At 64.7% G+C, this 13,504-nt stretch carries 12 protein-coding genes; 5 read left to right on the top strand and 7 right to left on the bottom strand.

Annotated features, from left to right (window positions below; all coding sequences use genetic code 11):
- Positions 1–93 precede the first annotated feature (93 nt).
- Positions 94–1,326 carry an acyl-CoA dehydrogenase family protein gene (locus HAP47_RS17485; RefSeq protein WP_173637181.1) on the bottom strand — a complete coding sequence of 411 codons (1,233 nt, stop codon included), beginning with the start codon at positions 1,324–1,326 and terminating at the stop codon, positions 94–96.
- A gap of 271 nt (positions 1,327–1,597) precedes the next feature.
- Here HAP47_RS17485 and HAP47_RS17480 point away from each other — a divergent pair, with 271 nt between their 5' ends.
- Positions 1,598–2,287: a TetR/AcrR family transcriptional regulator gene (locus HAP47_RS17480; RefSeq protein WP_092115017.1), complete on the top strand. Its 690-nt coding sequence runs from the start codon at positions 1,598–1,600 to the stop codon at positions 2,285–2,287.
- Positions 2,288–2,407: 120 nt separating this feature from the next.
- On the opposite strand, the gene HAP47_RS17475 is transcribed toward HAP47_RS17480, so the two are convergent.
- Positions 2,408–2,803 (bottom strand): RidA family protein, encoded by a 396-nt coding sequence (locus tag HAP47_RS17475; RefSeq protein WP_173637182.1) that lies wholly within the window; start codon positions 2,801–2,803, stop codon positions 2,408–2,410.
- Positions 2,804–3,056: 253 nt separating this feature from the next.
- The gene (locus tag HAP47_RS17470) at positions 3,057–4,283 is read right to left on the bottom strand and encodes a CaiB/BaiF CoA transferase family protein (protein WP_173637183.1); all 1,227 of its coding nucleotides are present in this window, start codon (positions 4,281–4,283) and stop codon (positions 3,057–3,059) included.
- A 285-nt stretch (positions 4,284–4,568) separates the two neighbouring features.
- Between HAP47_RS17470 and HAP47_RS17465 the strand changes: the two genes are divergently transcribed.
- The gene (locus tag HAP47_RS17465) at positions 4,569–4,808 is read left to right on the top strand and encodes a hypothetical protein (protein WP_173637184.1); all 240 of its coding nucleotides are present in this window, start codon (positions 4,569–4,571) and stop codon (positions 4,806–4,808) included.
- A gap of 50 nt (positions 4,809–4,858) precedes the next feature.
- On the opposite strand, the gene HAP47_RS17460 is transcribed toward HAP47_RS17465, so the two are convergent.
- Complete coding sequence (locus tag HAP47_RS17460) at positions 4,859–5,812, bottom strand: amidohydrolase family protein (protein ID WP_173637185.1); 954 nt, start codon at positions 5,810–5,812, stop codon at positions 4,859–4,861.
- Between the two features lie 3 nt (positions 5,813–5,815).
- On the opposite strand from HAP47_RS17460, the gene HAP47_RS17455 reads away from it, so the two are divergent.
- On the top strand, positions 5,816–6,031 hold the full coding sequence (locus HAP47_RS17455) for a hypothetical protein (protein WP_173637186.1): 216 nt from the start codon (positions 5,816–5,818) through the stop codon (positions 6,029–6,031).
- A gap of 78 nt (positions 6,032–6,109) precedes the next feature.
- Here HAP47_RS17455 and HAP47_RS17450 read toward each other — a convergent pair whose 3' ends face one another.
- Genes HAP47_RS17450 through nirB form a run of 3 tightly spaced genes read right to left on the bottom strand, consistent with a single transcriptional unit; the run spans position 6,110 to position 11,580 of the window.
- Positions 6,110–8,773, bottom strand: a complete 2,664-nt coding sequence (locus HAP47_RS17450) for a nitrate reductase (RefSeq protein WP_173637187.1) — start codon at positions 8,771–8,773, stop codon at positions 6,110–6,112.
- A 21-nt stretch (positions 8,774–8,794) separates the two neighbouring features.
- On the bottom strand, positions 8,795–9,124 hold the full coding sequence (gene nirD / locus HAP47_RS17445; protein ID WP_173637188.1) for a nitrite reductase small subunit NirD: 330 nt from the start codon (positions 9,122–9,124) through the stop codon (positions 8,795–8,797).
- Positions 9,121–11,580, bottom strand: coding sequence for a nitrite reductase large subunit NirB (nirB, locus tag HAP47_RS17440; RefSeq protein ID WP_173637189.1), 2,460 nt, complete (start codon positions 11,578–11,580; stop codon positions 9,121–9,123). The genes nirD and nirB overlap by 4 nt, the downstream gene beginning before the upstream one ends.
- Before the next feature lie 114 nt (positions 11,581–11,694).
- On the opposite strand from nirB, the gene HAP47_RS17435 reads away from it, so the two are divergent.
- Positions 11,695–11,895: a hypothetical protein gene (locus tag HAP47_RS17435; RefSeq protein WP_173637190.1), complete on the top strand. Its 201-nt coding sequence runs from the start codon at positions 11,695–11,697 to the stop codon at positions 11,893–11,895.
- A 321-nt stretch (positions 11,896–12,216) separates the two neighbouring features.
- Positions 12,217–13,476: an MFS transporter gene (locus HAP47_RS17430; RefSeq protein ID WP_173637191.1), complete on the top strand. Its 1,260-nt coding sequence runs from the start codon at positions 12,217–12,219 to the stop codon at positions 13,474–13,476.
- The last annotated feature ends 28 nt before the right edge of the window (positions 13,477–13,504 follow it).

The following is a 13,504-nucleotide window of genomic DNA, read 5'->3' as shown; positions in this document are numbered from 1 at the left end:
GCGCTCCCTTAAATCAGGCTGGCACGCCAGCCTGATTTCTCTTTTCATTCTGAGCACGATGTCAGCGGGAACGCCATGCGTTCCGCATCATGCTCAGTGCGACGTGTTTGCATACTTCCGAAGTTCAAGTCTGGCAATGGCGCGATTGTGCACCTCGTCCGGACCGTCTGCCAAGCGAAGCGTGCGGATGTGGGCGTAGTCCTTGGCGAGCCCGGCTTCGTCGGAGACGCCGCCGCCGCCATAGGCCTGGATCGCCTGGTCGATGATCTTCAGCGCCATGTTTGGAGCAGCGACCTTGATCATCGCGATCTCGGCCTGCGCGGTCTTGTTGCCGACCTTGTCCATCATGTCGGCGGCCTTGAGGCACAAGAGGCGGTTCATCTCGATATCGGTGCGGGCCTCGCCGATGCGCTGCTCCCAGACCGAGTGCTCGATGATCTTCTTGCCGAACGCGGAGCGCGAGGCGAGCCGCTTCACCATCTTCTCCAGCGCCTCCTCGGCCTTGCCGATGGTGCGCATGCAGTGATGGATGCGACCCGGACCGAGACGGCCCTGCGCGATCTCGAAGCCGCGGCCTTCGCCGAGCAGGATATTCTCCTTCGGCACGCGGACGTTTTCGAGCAGCACCTGGGCGTGGCCGTGCGGCGCGTCGTCGAAGCCGAACACCGGCAGCATCTTCTCGACCTTGATGCCGGGTGTGTCGAGCGGCACCAGGATCTGCGACTGCTGCTGATGCTTGGCGGCGTTGAAATCGGTCTTGCCCATCAGGATCGCGACCTTGCAGCGGGGATCGCCGACGCCCGACGACCACCATTTGCGGCCGTTGATGACGTAGTGATCGCCGTCCTTCTCGATCCGGGTCTCGATGTTGGTGGCGTCAGACGACGCAACCGCCGGCTCGGTCATCAGGAAGGCGGAACGGATCTCGCCGTCCATCAGCGGGCGCAGCCATTTGCGCTTCTGCTCCTTGGTGCCGTAGCGGATGAACACTTCCATGTTGCCGGTATCGGGGGCGGAGCAGTTGAACACTTCCGAGGCCCAGGAGATGCGGCCCATCTCTTCCGACAGCAGCGCGTATTCGAGGTTGCTCAATCCCGCGCCGTGGAATTCGTCGTCCTCGTGCGAGGACGGCGGCATGAACATGTTCCAGAGGCCTTCGGCCTTCGCCTTCTTCTTCAGATCCTCGAGGATCGGGATCACCTTCCAGCGCGGGCCTTCGGCGTCCTGCTGGTCGTAGATCGGCACCGCCGGACGAACATGCGTCTTCATGAAGGCCTGAATGCGCTCAAGCCATTCCTTCTGCCTGGCCGACAACGTGAAATCCATGGGACGCTCCTCGTTTCCTAGACTTGGGCTTTGGACCCGGCCCTGAGTTTGGGCCTTGGCCTTTTGGGCAACATTGTTGACCTCGCCTCCGCAGCCCGCAAGGGCGTTCGCGGAAACGGCGGCGCTGGGGCGCCGGAATGCCGGCCCGCGATCAGCGGATTGACATTTCCGGCTCTTCAAACAATAGTTTCATACAAATGTTTGAAATGCAACTCCCCGTCGTCTTCGTCATTCTCCGGCGCACCGCGGAATAACGGAAAGGCTCAAGACCATGGCCAGCGACCAGACCCGATCCGCCATTCTCGCCGCCGCCGAGCGGCTGTATGCCGACCGCGGCTTCGGCGACGTCACGCTGCGCGACATCGTCGCGGAGGCGAACGTCAACCTCGCGGCGGTGAACTATCATTTCGGCTCCAAGGACGAATTGATCGCGGAGCTGTTCGTCACCCGCAGCATCCAGACCAACCGCGAACGTCTCAATGAATTGAAGGCGGCCGAGGAAAATGGCGGCGGACGCGCCTCGATCGAGGACATCATGCGCGCCCTCGTCGGCCCCACTTTGCGCGGCTGCCTCGGGCCCGATCGCGAGGGCTCGACCGCGGCACGTTTCATGATCCGCGCCTCGATCGAATCCGTGCCGCCGATCCGCCGCATCAAGAATCGCGAGGTCGATCACTTGCGCAAATTCGCCGCCGCGATGCGCCGCGCGATGCCGGGCCGCGACGACACCGAACTGTACTGGGGCCTGCACTTCGCGCTCGCGATGGCGCATCACACCATCCGCGAGAAGGAACGCCTGCTGCGGCTGTCGGAAGGCAAATGCGACCTCGACGACGTTCGCGCCATCATCGATCGCGTGGTCACGGTCTCGGTGATGGCGCTGACGATGGGCGACGTGCCGAGCAAGCCGGCGCTGCGGCCGGTCGTTGTGCACGGCCGGCTGACGCGCCAGGATTTGTGAGAGGCCCCGCCCTCAAGCGCGATTTTCCATCGCGCTTTCGTTTTCTTCTGAGCACGATCCGCGCAAACGCCTTGCGCTTGTCGCGACGGAAAACCGCTTCACACTTTTCCTGATCGTGCCCTACACCATCGCGATGCAATCGATCTCGATGTCGAACGGGCCGGTCCATTCCGGGATGCAGACGAAGATCCGCGCCGGCAGATCATCCGCGAAATATCTCCGGTAGATCGCGTTGAAGGTCGCGAAGTGCCTTGCCGAGGTGCAGAAGATGTTGCACTTCATCACATTGTCGAAGGAAGCACCGGCCGCCTCCAGACACTGTTTGAGCTGCTCCATCACCAGCTTGCTCTGCCGCTCGATCGAGGCGCCGGCGGCGATCTCGCCGGTTGCCGGATCGAACGGCGGCAGGCCGGAGACGAAGATCATGTTGCCGGCGCGCGTGACTGCCGAAGCCGGCGCATTCCAGCGCTCCAGCCAGCTCGAGATCGGTTCGACGCGCATCACTTCCCGTTTCATGATTGGCACCTTCGATAAGGGATCGATGGCGCCAATCTAGCACGGCGGTGTCAATGATGCTTCGATACGGATCGAAGTGTTGTAGCGCAGAAGACCGTCATCCTGAGGTGCGAGCGAGCTCTCGCGAGCCTCGAAGGATGAACGGCCCGGCTGGTGGCCGATTCATCCTTCGAGGCTCGCTCCGCTCGCACCTCAGGACGACGGAACGGAGTAGAGCGGCGGAATCGGCTAACGGCTGTTGGCGCACCAGCGCCTACAGGATCCCCTGCGCCTTCAGTCCTTCGACCTTGGCGTCGTCATAGCCGATCGTCGCCAGCACATCCTTGGTGTCGGCCCCTAACAGCGGCGGGGCGCGGTAGTCGGTGATCGGCGTGCCCGAGAAGGTCAGCGCGTTGCGGATCAGCGACAGGTTGGGCTCGAAGGGGTGATCGACCTTGACCCGCATGCCGCGCGACTGCACATGCGGGTCGCTGAACACCTGCTCGAAATTGTTGATCGGGCCCGACGGCACGCCCGCCTCCTCGAGCTTCTCCAGCCAGTAGGCGACCGGATGCTTCAGGAACAGGCCGGCGAAGATCGCCATGATCTCCTTGCCGTGCACGACGCGGTCGTTGTTCTTGACGAAGCGCTTGTCGTTGGCGAGCTCGGGTTCGCCGAGCACGGCGCAGGTGCGCTGGAACTGGCCGTCATTGCCGACCACCAGCATCAATTCGCCGTCGGTGCAGCGGAACACGCCAGCCGGCATGCCGCCATTGCCCCAGGTGCCGCGGCGCGGCGGCATGGTGCCGTTGACGAGATAGATCTGCAGCCAATGCGACAGCGAGGCGATCACCGTATCGAACAGGCAGACGTCGACATGCTGCCCTTCGCCGTTGTTGGCGTCGCGATGGTACAGCGCCGACAGAATTCCGATCGAGGTGTTCATGCCGGTCATGTAGTCGACGATCGAGGGACCGACCTTCATCGGGCCCGCGCCGGGCTCGCCGTCGATATGGCCGGTGACGCTCATCAGGCCGCCCATCGCCTGCAGGATCGCGTCATAGCCGGCGCGCGTGGCGTAGGGGCCGGTCTGGCCGAAGCCGGTCACCGAGCAGTAGATGATGCCGGGGTTGAGCTGCTTGATGGTGTCGTAGTCGAGGCCGTAGCGCTTGAGATCGCCGACCTTGTAGTTCTCCATCATCACGTCGACCGACTTGGCGAGCTCGCGGATGATCGCCTGCCCTTCGGGCTTGGCTATATTGACCGTGACGGACTTCTTGTTGCGGTTGGCGCAGAGGTAGAACGAGTTGTTGTTGTTCGCCTTGCCTTCGGGATCCTTGAGATAGGGCGGGCCAAAAGCGCGGGCGTCGTCGCCGCCGCCGGGGCGCTCGATCTTGATCACCTCGGCGCCGAGATCCGCCAGCATCTGGGCCGACAGCGGGCCCGCGAGCACCCGCGTGAGGTCGAGAATCTTGATGCCCGAAAGTGGCAGAGCCGACATGAACGTTCCTCCGAAATCTCGCTAAATCTTGATTATCCGGCACCGGACCGTGTCTTGCCCGTTTCCTGCCCGTCTCCTGGGCGCGCCAGAGCTTGCCGATACACCATTTTGCTGCCGCGAGCACTGCATTGTCGGCATGAAGCCATCCCCGTGTGGCGCAGCCGCGGGGTCCCTCGGGAACCCGCCGCGCGTATCGGGCCGATTGCCGCCACGCGAAATTGTGAAGTTGGCCGACACCGATTTGCCGCAGCATCAGCGGTATTTGAGCGCGACGAGGAGGACATCATGCGGACGATCGCAACAGTCGGACTGCTGCTGACTCTGCTTGCGGCCGCAATGCCGCCGGCGGATGCGCGCGGCGGCCACGGCCATGGCGGCGGCTTGCACGGCATGCATGCCGGCGGCGTAAGTCGCGGTGGCGGATTTGCCGCCGACAAACGCCACGCCGACGACCCCTACACCAAGGCAGCCTCCGAAGAGGAGGTGCTCAACAACAAGCTGAAGAGCATCTGCCGCGGCTGCTAAAGCGTGTCGTGATAATTCCGCAATGGGCCAGAGGCGGTAGCAAACCTGGTTCACGTCCAGCGAAGCCGCGCCAGGATCGCGCGGCCCATGATCCAGTCCTTGTCGCTTTCGGTGAGGAACGGAAGCTCCTCTGTGAATTGCGTCACGCGCTGCCGGTAGGTGGCCCGGGCGAATGAATTGGTGACATCGGTTCCCCAGTGGCAGCGCTCCGGTCCGTAGGCGTCGAATAGGCGGTGGATATGCGGGATCACGTCACGGAATGGATATGGCTCAGTCGAAATCAGCGGGACTGACGACAACTTCACCGACACATTGGCATACTTTGCGAGCGCGACCGCCTGGGCAATAGCTTCCGGCACCGCGTTGCTGCTTGTGGAATCCGATGAATCATGACGAGGGCGTAGGCCTGCGCCGACGCCCATGTGGTCGATGATGAGCGTCAGTTGCGGGTGTCGCTCGGCGATGCGGGCGAACAGCGATGTCTGGCCCGACGTCAGAAACATCACAGGCAGGCGGGCCTTCTCCGCCGCCGGCCAGAACCAGTCCGCGGTTCCGTCGGTCAGCCACGCCGCTTCGCCGGGGCCGAAGTTCAACCTCACACCCAGCACGCCGGGCTGGTCGCGCCAGGTCGCAAGCCGTGCCGCGCGGTCGGGCTTGTCGAGGGCGACACGCGCCATGATGGCGAAGCGGCCGGGGTACCGTTTGACCGCCTCTTGGGCATAGTCGATGCGCTCGCCTTCGAGCGACACTGGCGGAACGATGACGACGCGGTCGACGCCAGCCTCGTCCATCAGTGGAATTATTCGCTCAGTGGTGAAGGGCTCCGGTAGCTGCGGTTTGGCACCGGGGAGCCAGGGTCTTTCCGGCGTGCTCGCGGGCCACAGGTGAACCTGCGAATCAACGATCACTCGCTTTTGCTGCGCGACTGTTGCCGGCACGTACTGCATTGACAGCGCGACACCGGTCGCGACCGTGCCGGTCAGAAAATGACGGCGTGAAGGCATGTGATGTCCTCCCTGTTCTATCGTTTTGGTCACGACATGATGGTGATCGACACGACGCCCCTGAGCAGAGGTGACAGCAAACTGGCTCGCAATATTGAAAGATCACATCAGAAAATTGCGATCATAGAAATGGGGTTCAAAGGTCAATTGCGTCGCAACAACCTTGAACCGCGCGTGTCCCGGTTGGGTCAAGGCCGGACGCACTCAAGGAGAGTATGACGAATCTGCTTATGGGCGGATAGCGCCCCAATTGCACGGCTTGCGCTTCGCCCTGGCGCCGCCGCAACGCGCGGAAACTCAGGATGCGATCGCCTGCCGCGGCTGCGCGGTGGCGCCGACCAGCTTGCCGATCTCGGGCTTGCAGCCGCCGCAATTGGTGCCGGCCTGCAGGCAGCGGCCGATCGCCTCGACGCTGTCGGCCCCCTTCCTGATCTCCGCTGTGATCTGGTGCCGTCCGACGCTGAAGCAGGAGCAGACGATCGGACCGACATCCTCGCCGGCGCCGAACGGCCGCCCGGCGAGCAGCGCCATCCGCGCATTGGCCGACAATTGTTGCTCCGCGAACAACCCGGCGAGCCACGCCCGCGACGGCAGCGCGTGATCGGGCGCGATGAACACGCAGCCCTCGAGCCGGCCGTCGCGCACCGCCGCGTAGCGGAAACGGCCCGCGGCCGGATCGCGATAGGCGATCCATTCGATCTCGACGCCTTCGAGGCCGAGCTGCGCCCGCGCCCAGTCGCGCCAGCTCTCCGGGCGGAGGTCGAGCGCGAGCTCAAGCCGCGTGCAATCGCCGGCCTTGCCGTAAACCCAATAGCCGCTCACAGGGCGTTTGATCGCATCACGGCTCAGGATAAAGGCGTGCCATTTCGGCGCGTAGGGATCGGCCTTGACCGGCGTGTGCTTCGACTCCGGCTGGCCGGACAGCGGATCGACCGCCGGATTGACCAGCGCGTTGACGCGCCCCTCGCCGGCAAATTCCTCGTTCCAGTGCATCGGCACGAACACGCAGCCACGGCGCTGGTCGGCGCTGACCACGACGCGCGCGATCATCTCGCCCCAGCTGCTCGTCAGCCGCACCAGCCCTTCATTCTGCAGGCCGGCCTGCCGCGCATCCTCGGGGTGAAACTCGGCGTAGGGCTCGAAGATATGCGACAGCAGCCGACCGGTTTTCCCGGTCCGCGTCATGGTGTGCCACTGATCTCTGATACGGCCGGTGTTGAGCACCAGCGGAAAGTCGCGGCTGGTGGCATGGCGCGCGGCGCGCGGCGCGACCGGCACGAAGCGCGCCTTGCCGTCGGGCGTGAAGAATTTCTGGCTCTCGAACATCCGCGGCGTGCCGGCCGGATGGTCAGATGTCACCGGCCACTGCACCGGCGCCAGTGCGTCATAGGCGCCGTCATCGAGCGCAGCCAGCGCCGAGATGTCGAAATCGCGCCGGCCGTTATTCTCAAAGCCCGACAATTCGGCGTGCTCGCGGAACACTTCCGCCACCGAGGCGTAGTCGAAACCCGGATATCCCACGCGGACAGCGACGTCGCAGATGATCCGCCAGTCGGCGCGCGCTTCGCCTGGTGCTGCAAGGAACGGCCGCTGCCGCGATATCCGGCGCTCGGAATTGGTGACGGTGCCGTCCTTCTCGCCCCACGCCAGCGCCGGCAGCAGCACGTCGGCATGGCGCGTAGTGTCGGTGTCTCGCATGCAATCCGTCACCACCACGAGCTCGCAGGCGTCGAGCGCGGCGCGCGCGCGGTCGGCATCGGGCAGGCTCACCACCGGATTGGTCGAGATGATCCACACCGCCTTGATATGGCCGTCGGCGATCGCATCGAACATGTCGACCGCTTTCAACCCGCCCTTCTCCGCAATCATAGGCGCGCGCCAGAACCGCTGCACCAGCTCGCGATGCGCCGGGTTCTCGATCTCCATATGCGCGGCAAGCTGGTTGGCGAGCCCGCCGACCTCGCGGCCGCCCATCGCGTTGGGCTGCCCGGTCAGCGAGAACGGCCCCATGCCGGGACGGCCGATGCGCCCGGTCAACAGATGGCAATTGATGATAGCGTTGACCTTGTCGACGCCGCTCGACGACTGGTTGATGCCCTGCGAATACAGCGTGACGACGCGCTCGGTCCGCGTGAACCAGTCGAAGAACAGTCCGACCGCGCCTTCGGTCAGGCCACAGGTCGCCGCGGTCTGCGCCAGGGTCTGGCCGGCCACCTGCTTGAGGGCGTCGACGATCCCCGTCGTGCAATTGCCGACAAAGCCGCGATCGACCGCGTTGCTGCCGGCGAGGAACGCGAACAGCCCGTTGAACAGCACGGAGTCGCTGCCGGAGCGCAGCGGCAGATGCAGATCGGCGCCCTCGCAGGTCGCGGTGCGGCGCGGATCGATCACCACGATCTTGCACGCCGGGTTCTTCTCCTTCGCCGCCAGCATGCGCTGATGCAGGATCGGATGGCACCAGGCGGCGTTGGAGCCGACCAGCACCAGAAGGTCGGCCTGCTCGAGATCCTCGTAGCAACCCGGCACGGTGTCGCTGCCGAACGCACGCTTGTGCCCCGCGACGCTGGAAGCCATGCACAGCCGCGAATTGGTGTCGATATTGGCGGTGCCGACAAAGCCCTTGGCGAGCTTGTTGATGACGTAATAGTCCTCGGTCAGGAGCTGGCCGGAGACATAGAACGCGACCGCGTCGGGCCCGTGCTCGCGAATAACGCGACTGAAGCCATCGGCGACACGATCGAGCGCGTCATCCCACGCCGCCGGCGCGCCGTCGACGACAGGCGCGAGCAGACGCCCGTCGAGATCGATGGTCTCGGCGAGCGCCGAGCCCTTGCTGCAGAGCCGGCCGAAATTGGCCGGATGCTGCTTGTCTCCCTCGACCCGCACGGCGCCCGCCGCGTCCCTCGACGCGATGACGCCACAGCCGACACCGCAATAGGGACACGTGGTCTTGACGGACATGGTTGGCCGATCCTTGCCCGCTCAGCTCACCGCGGCCGCCTGCCGCACCGACAGCCAGACAACGCCGTTCTCGACCTTGGCCGGATGAGTATGCGTGCAGCCCTCATCGGGCGCGACCGCCAGTCCGCTGGCCAGCTCGATGACGAAATTGTGCAGCGGACAGGTCACGCGCTTGTTGTGCACGATGCCTTGCGACAGCGGGCCGCCCTTGTGCGGGCAGCGGTCGTCGAGCGCGAACACCTCGTCGCTCTCGGTCCGGAACACCGCGATGTTGCCGCCTGGCGTGCGCACCACGCGCGAGCCGAGCCGCGGAATGTCGTCGAGCGCGCCGATTTCGATCCAGCTGGTCATGCGAGCTCCAATTCGGCGAGAGGCGCGAACTCGTTGCGGTCGACGCCGCGGCTGGCACGCTCGGCCCACGGATCGGTCTGCGCGAATTGCTGCGAATGAGCAAAGCGAGAGAACAGCGCCTTGCGGTTCGCGATGTCGTCGACCACCCGCTTCCTGATCTGCTCGAGACCGACGCGGTCGCACCATTTGTACATGCGCTCGAGATACCAGCCCTCCTCGCGATAGAGCTGGGTCAGCGCCACGATCACCTCGAGCGTCTCGTCCTCGGTCTCGACCTTGGTCAGGAACTCGGTGCCCTTGATGTGCAGCCCGGCGGCGCCGGCGAAATGGATCTCGTAGCCGGAATCGACGCAGACCACGCCGACGTCCTTGCAGGTCGCCTCCGCGCAGTTGCGCGGGCAGCCCGAGACGCCGAGCTTGACCTTGGCCGGCGTCCACGAGCCCCACATGAACTTCTCGAGCTTGACGCCGAGACCGGTGGAGTCCTGGGTGCCGAAGCGGCACCATTCGGAGCCGACGCAGGTCTTCACCGTGCGCAGTCCCTTGGCGTAGGCGTGGCCCGACACCATACCGGCGTCGTTGAGATCGGCCCACACCGCCGGAAGGTCCTCCTTCTTGACGCCGAGCAGGTCGATGCGCTGGCCGCCGGTGACCTTCACCGTCGGGATGTTGAATTTCTCGGCGACATCGGCGATGGCGCGCAGCTCGCTCGGCGTGGTGACGCCGCCCCACATCCGCGGCACCACCGAATAGGTGCCGTCCTTCTGGATGTTGGCGTGGACGCGCTCGTTGATGAAGCGCGACTGCTGGTCGTCGCGATACTCGCCCGGCCAGGTCGCGAGCAGATAGTAATTGAGCGCCGGACGGCAGGAGTGGCAGCCGTTGGGCGTCTTCCATTCCATGAAACGCATGACGGCGGGGATGGTCTTGAGCTGCTGCTCGACGATGACGCGGCGAACGTCGTCGTGGCTGTGATCGGTGCATTTGCACAGCGGCTTGACCTTCGGCGCCGCCGAATAGTCGCCGCCGAGCGTGAACGCCAACACCTGCTCGACGAGGCCGGTGCAGGAGCCGCAGGATGACGAGGCCTTGGTATGGGCGCGGACGTCGTCGAGCGTGAACAGCTTCTTCTCGGAGATCGCCTTGACGATCGCGCCCTTGCAGACACCGTTGCAGCCGCAGATCTCGGTCTCGTCGCTCATCGCGGCAACCGAGTTTTGGCCGCTGACGCCGCCCTCGCCGAGATTGGCGGCGCCGAACACAAGGCGCTCGCGCATATGCGAGACGTCGGTGCCGTCGCGCAGATGCTGGAAGTACCAGGGGCCGTCGATGGTGTCGCCATAGAGCACGGCACCGACGATCTTCTTGTCCTTCAGGATGATGCGCTTGTAGACGCCGCGATTGGCGTCCTGCAGCACGATCTCCTCCTTGTCCGGGCCCGGCGCGAAGTCGCCGGCCGAGAACAGGTCGATGCCGGTGACCTTCAGCTTGGTCGAGGTGACCGAGCCGTCATAGGTGGCAAAGCCCTTCATCGCGAGGTGGTTGGCGCAGACCTTGGCCTGATCGAACAGCGGCGCGACGAGACCGTAGGTCTGGCGGCGGTGCTGCACGCATTCGCCGACCGCGTAGATGCGGCCGTCATAGGTCTGCATGGTGTCGGAGACGACGATGCCGCGCTCGCAGTAAAGCCCGGCCTTCTTGGCGAGCTCGAAGTTCGGGCGGATGCCGACTGCCATCACCACGAGATCGGCCGGCAACTCGGTGCCGTCGCCGAAGCGCACGCCGGTGACGCGGTCCGCGCCCAGGATCGCCTGGGTCTGCGCCGGCATCTTGAACACCATGCCGCGCTCTTCCAGCGACTTGCGCAGCAGTCCGCCGGCTACCGGATCGAGCTGGCGCTCCATCAAGGTGTCGAGCAGATGCACCACCGTGACGTTCATGCCGCGCTTCATCAGCCCGTTGGCGGCTTCGAGGCCCAACAGGCCGCCGCCGATCACGACGGCGCTGCGATAGTCGGTCGAGGCCTTGATCATGCGGTCGACATCATAGATGTCGCGGAAGCCGATCACGCCCGGCAGGTCCTTGCCCGGCAGCGGCAGCATGATCGGATTTGAGCCCGTCGCGATCAGCAGGCGGTCATAGGGCACGCGATCGCCGGCATCGGTGACGACTTCACACGTGCGGCGATCGATCATGCTGACCGTCTCGCCCTTGCGCAGCGTGATGTTGTTGTCTTCGTACCAGTCGACGGTGTTGAGCATGATGTCGTCGACGGTCTTCTCGCCGGCGAGCACGGGCGACAGCAGGATGCGGTTGTAATTTCCGTACGGCTCGGAGCCGAACACCGTGATGTCGTAGAGATCGGGGGCGCGCTCGAGCAGCGCCTCCACCGTGCGGATGCCGGCCATCCCGTTGCCGATCACCACGAGCTTCTGCCTGGTCACTTTGTCGAGCATGGTCTGCCTTTCAATTCCGACGGCGCTGCGCAGCGACGCGATGTGCGTCGTCGATGGGCACCGATAAAGGTTTGGAGTTGCAGGAAGCCCAGCCGCGGGCGCAGACCGTCTTCGATGACGACCGATGTTCCGTTGTCGGATAACATTCAAAACGCGTGCCAACTCGACGCGAACGAATCTCAACGCAAAATCAACAGGTTTTCCGTGACCTCGCATGTGCCTGATGATGCGCCGCCCGGCCTTCTGGCCGAATTTTTAGCCACGGCGATGATCTCTTGTGCAGCACAGCATCGCCGGCCGCGATGGCAATCGTGAACCCGCCATTGATACGCCATCGCGCGCTCGCGGCGCGTCGCACAAGAAAGCATCAGCGTGCGCGTTTGCGCGGCGGCGCTTGCTGCAAGCCACGCCAATTCCGATCGCCGAATTTCGTTCGCGATCTCGCGGCAACGTCTTGCGACTGCAAGGCAAAGCGACGCGATCGATTCGATGGCACGCTAATTGCTGACCTGGACTCTTGACGGAGTGCGTCTCAACGACGAGCGCGCACACGCATTCACCCACATTCGATTTATCTGCGCCCGAGAGAACCGCACGTGTGCGGCTATCTCCGCCGCATCACCGCGAGACGTTGTGATGAAGCTAGCCGAGTTCAAGAAGGCAGGTCACTGGCCGACCCTGCTCGCCGCGTTCCTGTACTTCGACATCAGTTTCATGGCGTGGGTCGCGCTCGGACCGCTGATCGTCTACATCGCGCGTGACATGAACCTGGCCGTGAACGAGAAGTTCACCCTGGTCGCCATTCCCGTGCTCGCCGGCGCGCTGTTGCGCGTGCCGATGGGCATTCTCGCCGACATCATCGGCGCCAAGCGCACCGGCATCATCGCCCAGCTCGTCGTGATCGCCGCGACCGCGTCGGTCTGGCATTTCGGGCTGACCAGCAAGCTCGCGATCGAGCTGTTCGGGCTTGCGCTCGGCGTCGGCGGCGCCTCGTTCGCCGTCGCCCTGCCCCAGGCCAGCCGCTGGTATCCGCCGCAATATCAGGGCGTTGTCATGGGGATCGCCGGTGCCGGCAATATGGGCGTCGTGCTCGACACGCTGCTCGCACCGAGCATTGCCGAACATTGGGGCTGGCAGGCCGTGTTCGGCTGCCTCTTGATTCCGATGCTGATGGTGCTCGCCTATTACGCGTTCGCGGCCAAGGACGCGCCGGGCGAGCGCAAGAAGATCTCGCTGAAGGCCTACGGTACGCTGCTGAAGGATTCCGACAGCCGCTGGTTCATGTTCTTCTACTTCATCACCTTCGGCGGCTTCGTCGGCCTCGCCAACGCGCTACCACTCTATTTCACCGTGCAGTATCACGTCTCGGGCGTCGCGGCCGGCATGCTGGTCGCGCTGATCGTCGCGTTCGGCTCGGGCTTCCGCCCCGTGGGCGGCATGATTGCCGACCGCATCGGCGGCATTCGTTCGCTGTCGATCCTGTTCGGCGTGGTCGTCGCGGCCTATCTCGTGATCGCCTTCATGCCGGAGGGCCCGACGGCGCCGACTGCAGGCGGCTGGGCGTTGACCGAGCTGCCGCGCATCGCCTGGATCTCGGTGCTGCTGTTCTCGATCGGCGTGCTGGCGCTCGGCATGGGCAACGGCGCGGTGTTCCAGCTGATCCCGCTGCGCTTCCGCCACGAGATCGGCCTGATGACCGGGCTTGTCGGCTGCGCCGGCGGCATCGGCGGCTTCTTCCTCGCCCAGACGCTCGGCTTCGCCAAGGGCATGACCGGCGGATTCGGCGCCGGCTTCCTGTTCTTCGGCGCGCTGGCGTTGCTTGGCTTCATCGGACTTGCGATGGTCAAGGTCCGCTGGCGCACCACCTGGGGCGCGGTGTCGGGAGCGCGCGTCTGACCGCTCGCTCCCCCAGGGAGAGGATAGC

It is taken from the genome of Bradyrhizobium sp. 41S5, assembly GCF_011516665.3.
Lineage (GTDB): Bacteria > Pseudomonadota > Alphaproteobacteria > Rhizobiales > Xanthobacteraceae > Bradyrhizobium > Bradyrhizobium quebecense.
The sequence above is the reverse complement of the archived record's forward strand: the minus strand, read 5'-3'. Positions and strand labels throughout refer to the sequence as shown.

Bases quoted from the DNA above. Each gene is read 5' to 3' on its own strand.
- HAP47_RS17485 (WP_173637181.1), bottom strand. From the start codon at position 1,326: ATGGATTTCACGTTGTCGGCCAGGCAGAAGGAATGGCTTGAGCGCATT.
- HAP47_RS17480 (WP_092115017.1), top strand. From the start codon at position 1,598: ATGGCCAGCGACCAGACCCGATCCGCCATTCTCGCCGCCGCCGAGCGG.
- HAP47_RS17475 (WP_173637182.1), bottom strand. From the start codon at position 2,803: ATGAAACGGGAAGTGATGCGCGTCGAACCGATCTCGAGCTGGCTGGAG.
- HAP47_RS17470 (WP_173637183.1), bottom strand. From the start codon at position 4,283: ATGTCGGCTCTGCCACTTTCGGGCATCAAGATTCTCGACCTCACGCGG.
- HAP47_RS17465 (WP_173637184.1), top strand. From the start codon at position 4,569: ATGCGGACGATCGCAACAGTCGGACTGCTGCTGACTCTGCTTGCGGCC.
- HAP47_RS17460 (WP_173637185.1), bottom strand. From the start codon at position 5,812: ATGCCTTCACGCCGTCATTTTCTGACCGGCACGGTCGCGACCGGTGTC.
- HAP47_RS17455 (WP_173637186.1), top strand. From the start codon at position 5,816: ATGTCCTCCCTGTTCTATCGTTTTGGTCACGACATGATGGTGATCGAC.
- HAP47_RS17450 (WP_173637187.1), bottom strand. From the start codon at position 8,773: ATGTCCGTCAAGACCACGTGTCCCTATTGCGGTGTCGGCTGTGGCGTC.
- nirD (WP_173637188.1), bottom strand. From the start codon at position 9,124: ATGACCAGCTGGATCGAAATCGGCGCGCTCGACGACATTCCGCGGCTC.
- nirB (WP_173637189.1), bottom strand. From the start codon at position 11,580: ATGCTCGACAAAGTGACCAGGCAGAAGCTCGTGGTGATCGGCAACGGG.
- HAP47_RS17435 (WP_173637190.1), top strand. From the start codon at position 11,695: ATGACGACCGATGTTCCGTTGTCGGATAACATTCAAAACGCGTGCCAA.
- HAP47_RS17430 (WP_173637191.1), top strand. From the start codon at position 12,217: ATGAAGCTAGCCGAGTTCAAGAAGGCAGGTCACTGGCCGACCCTGCTC.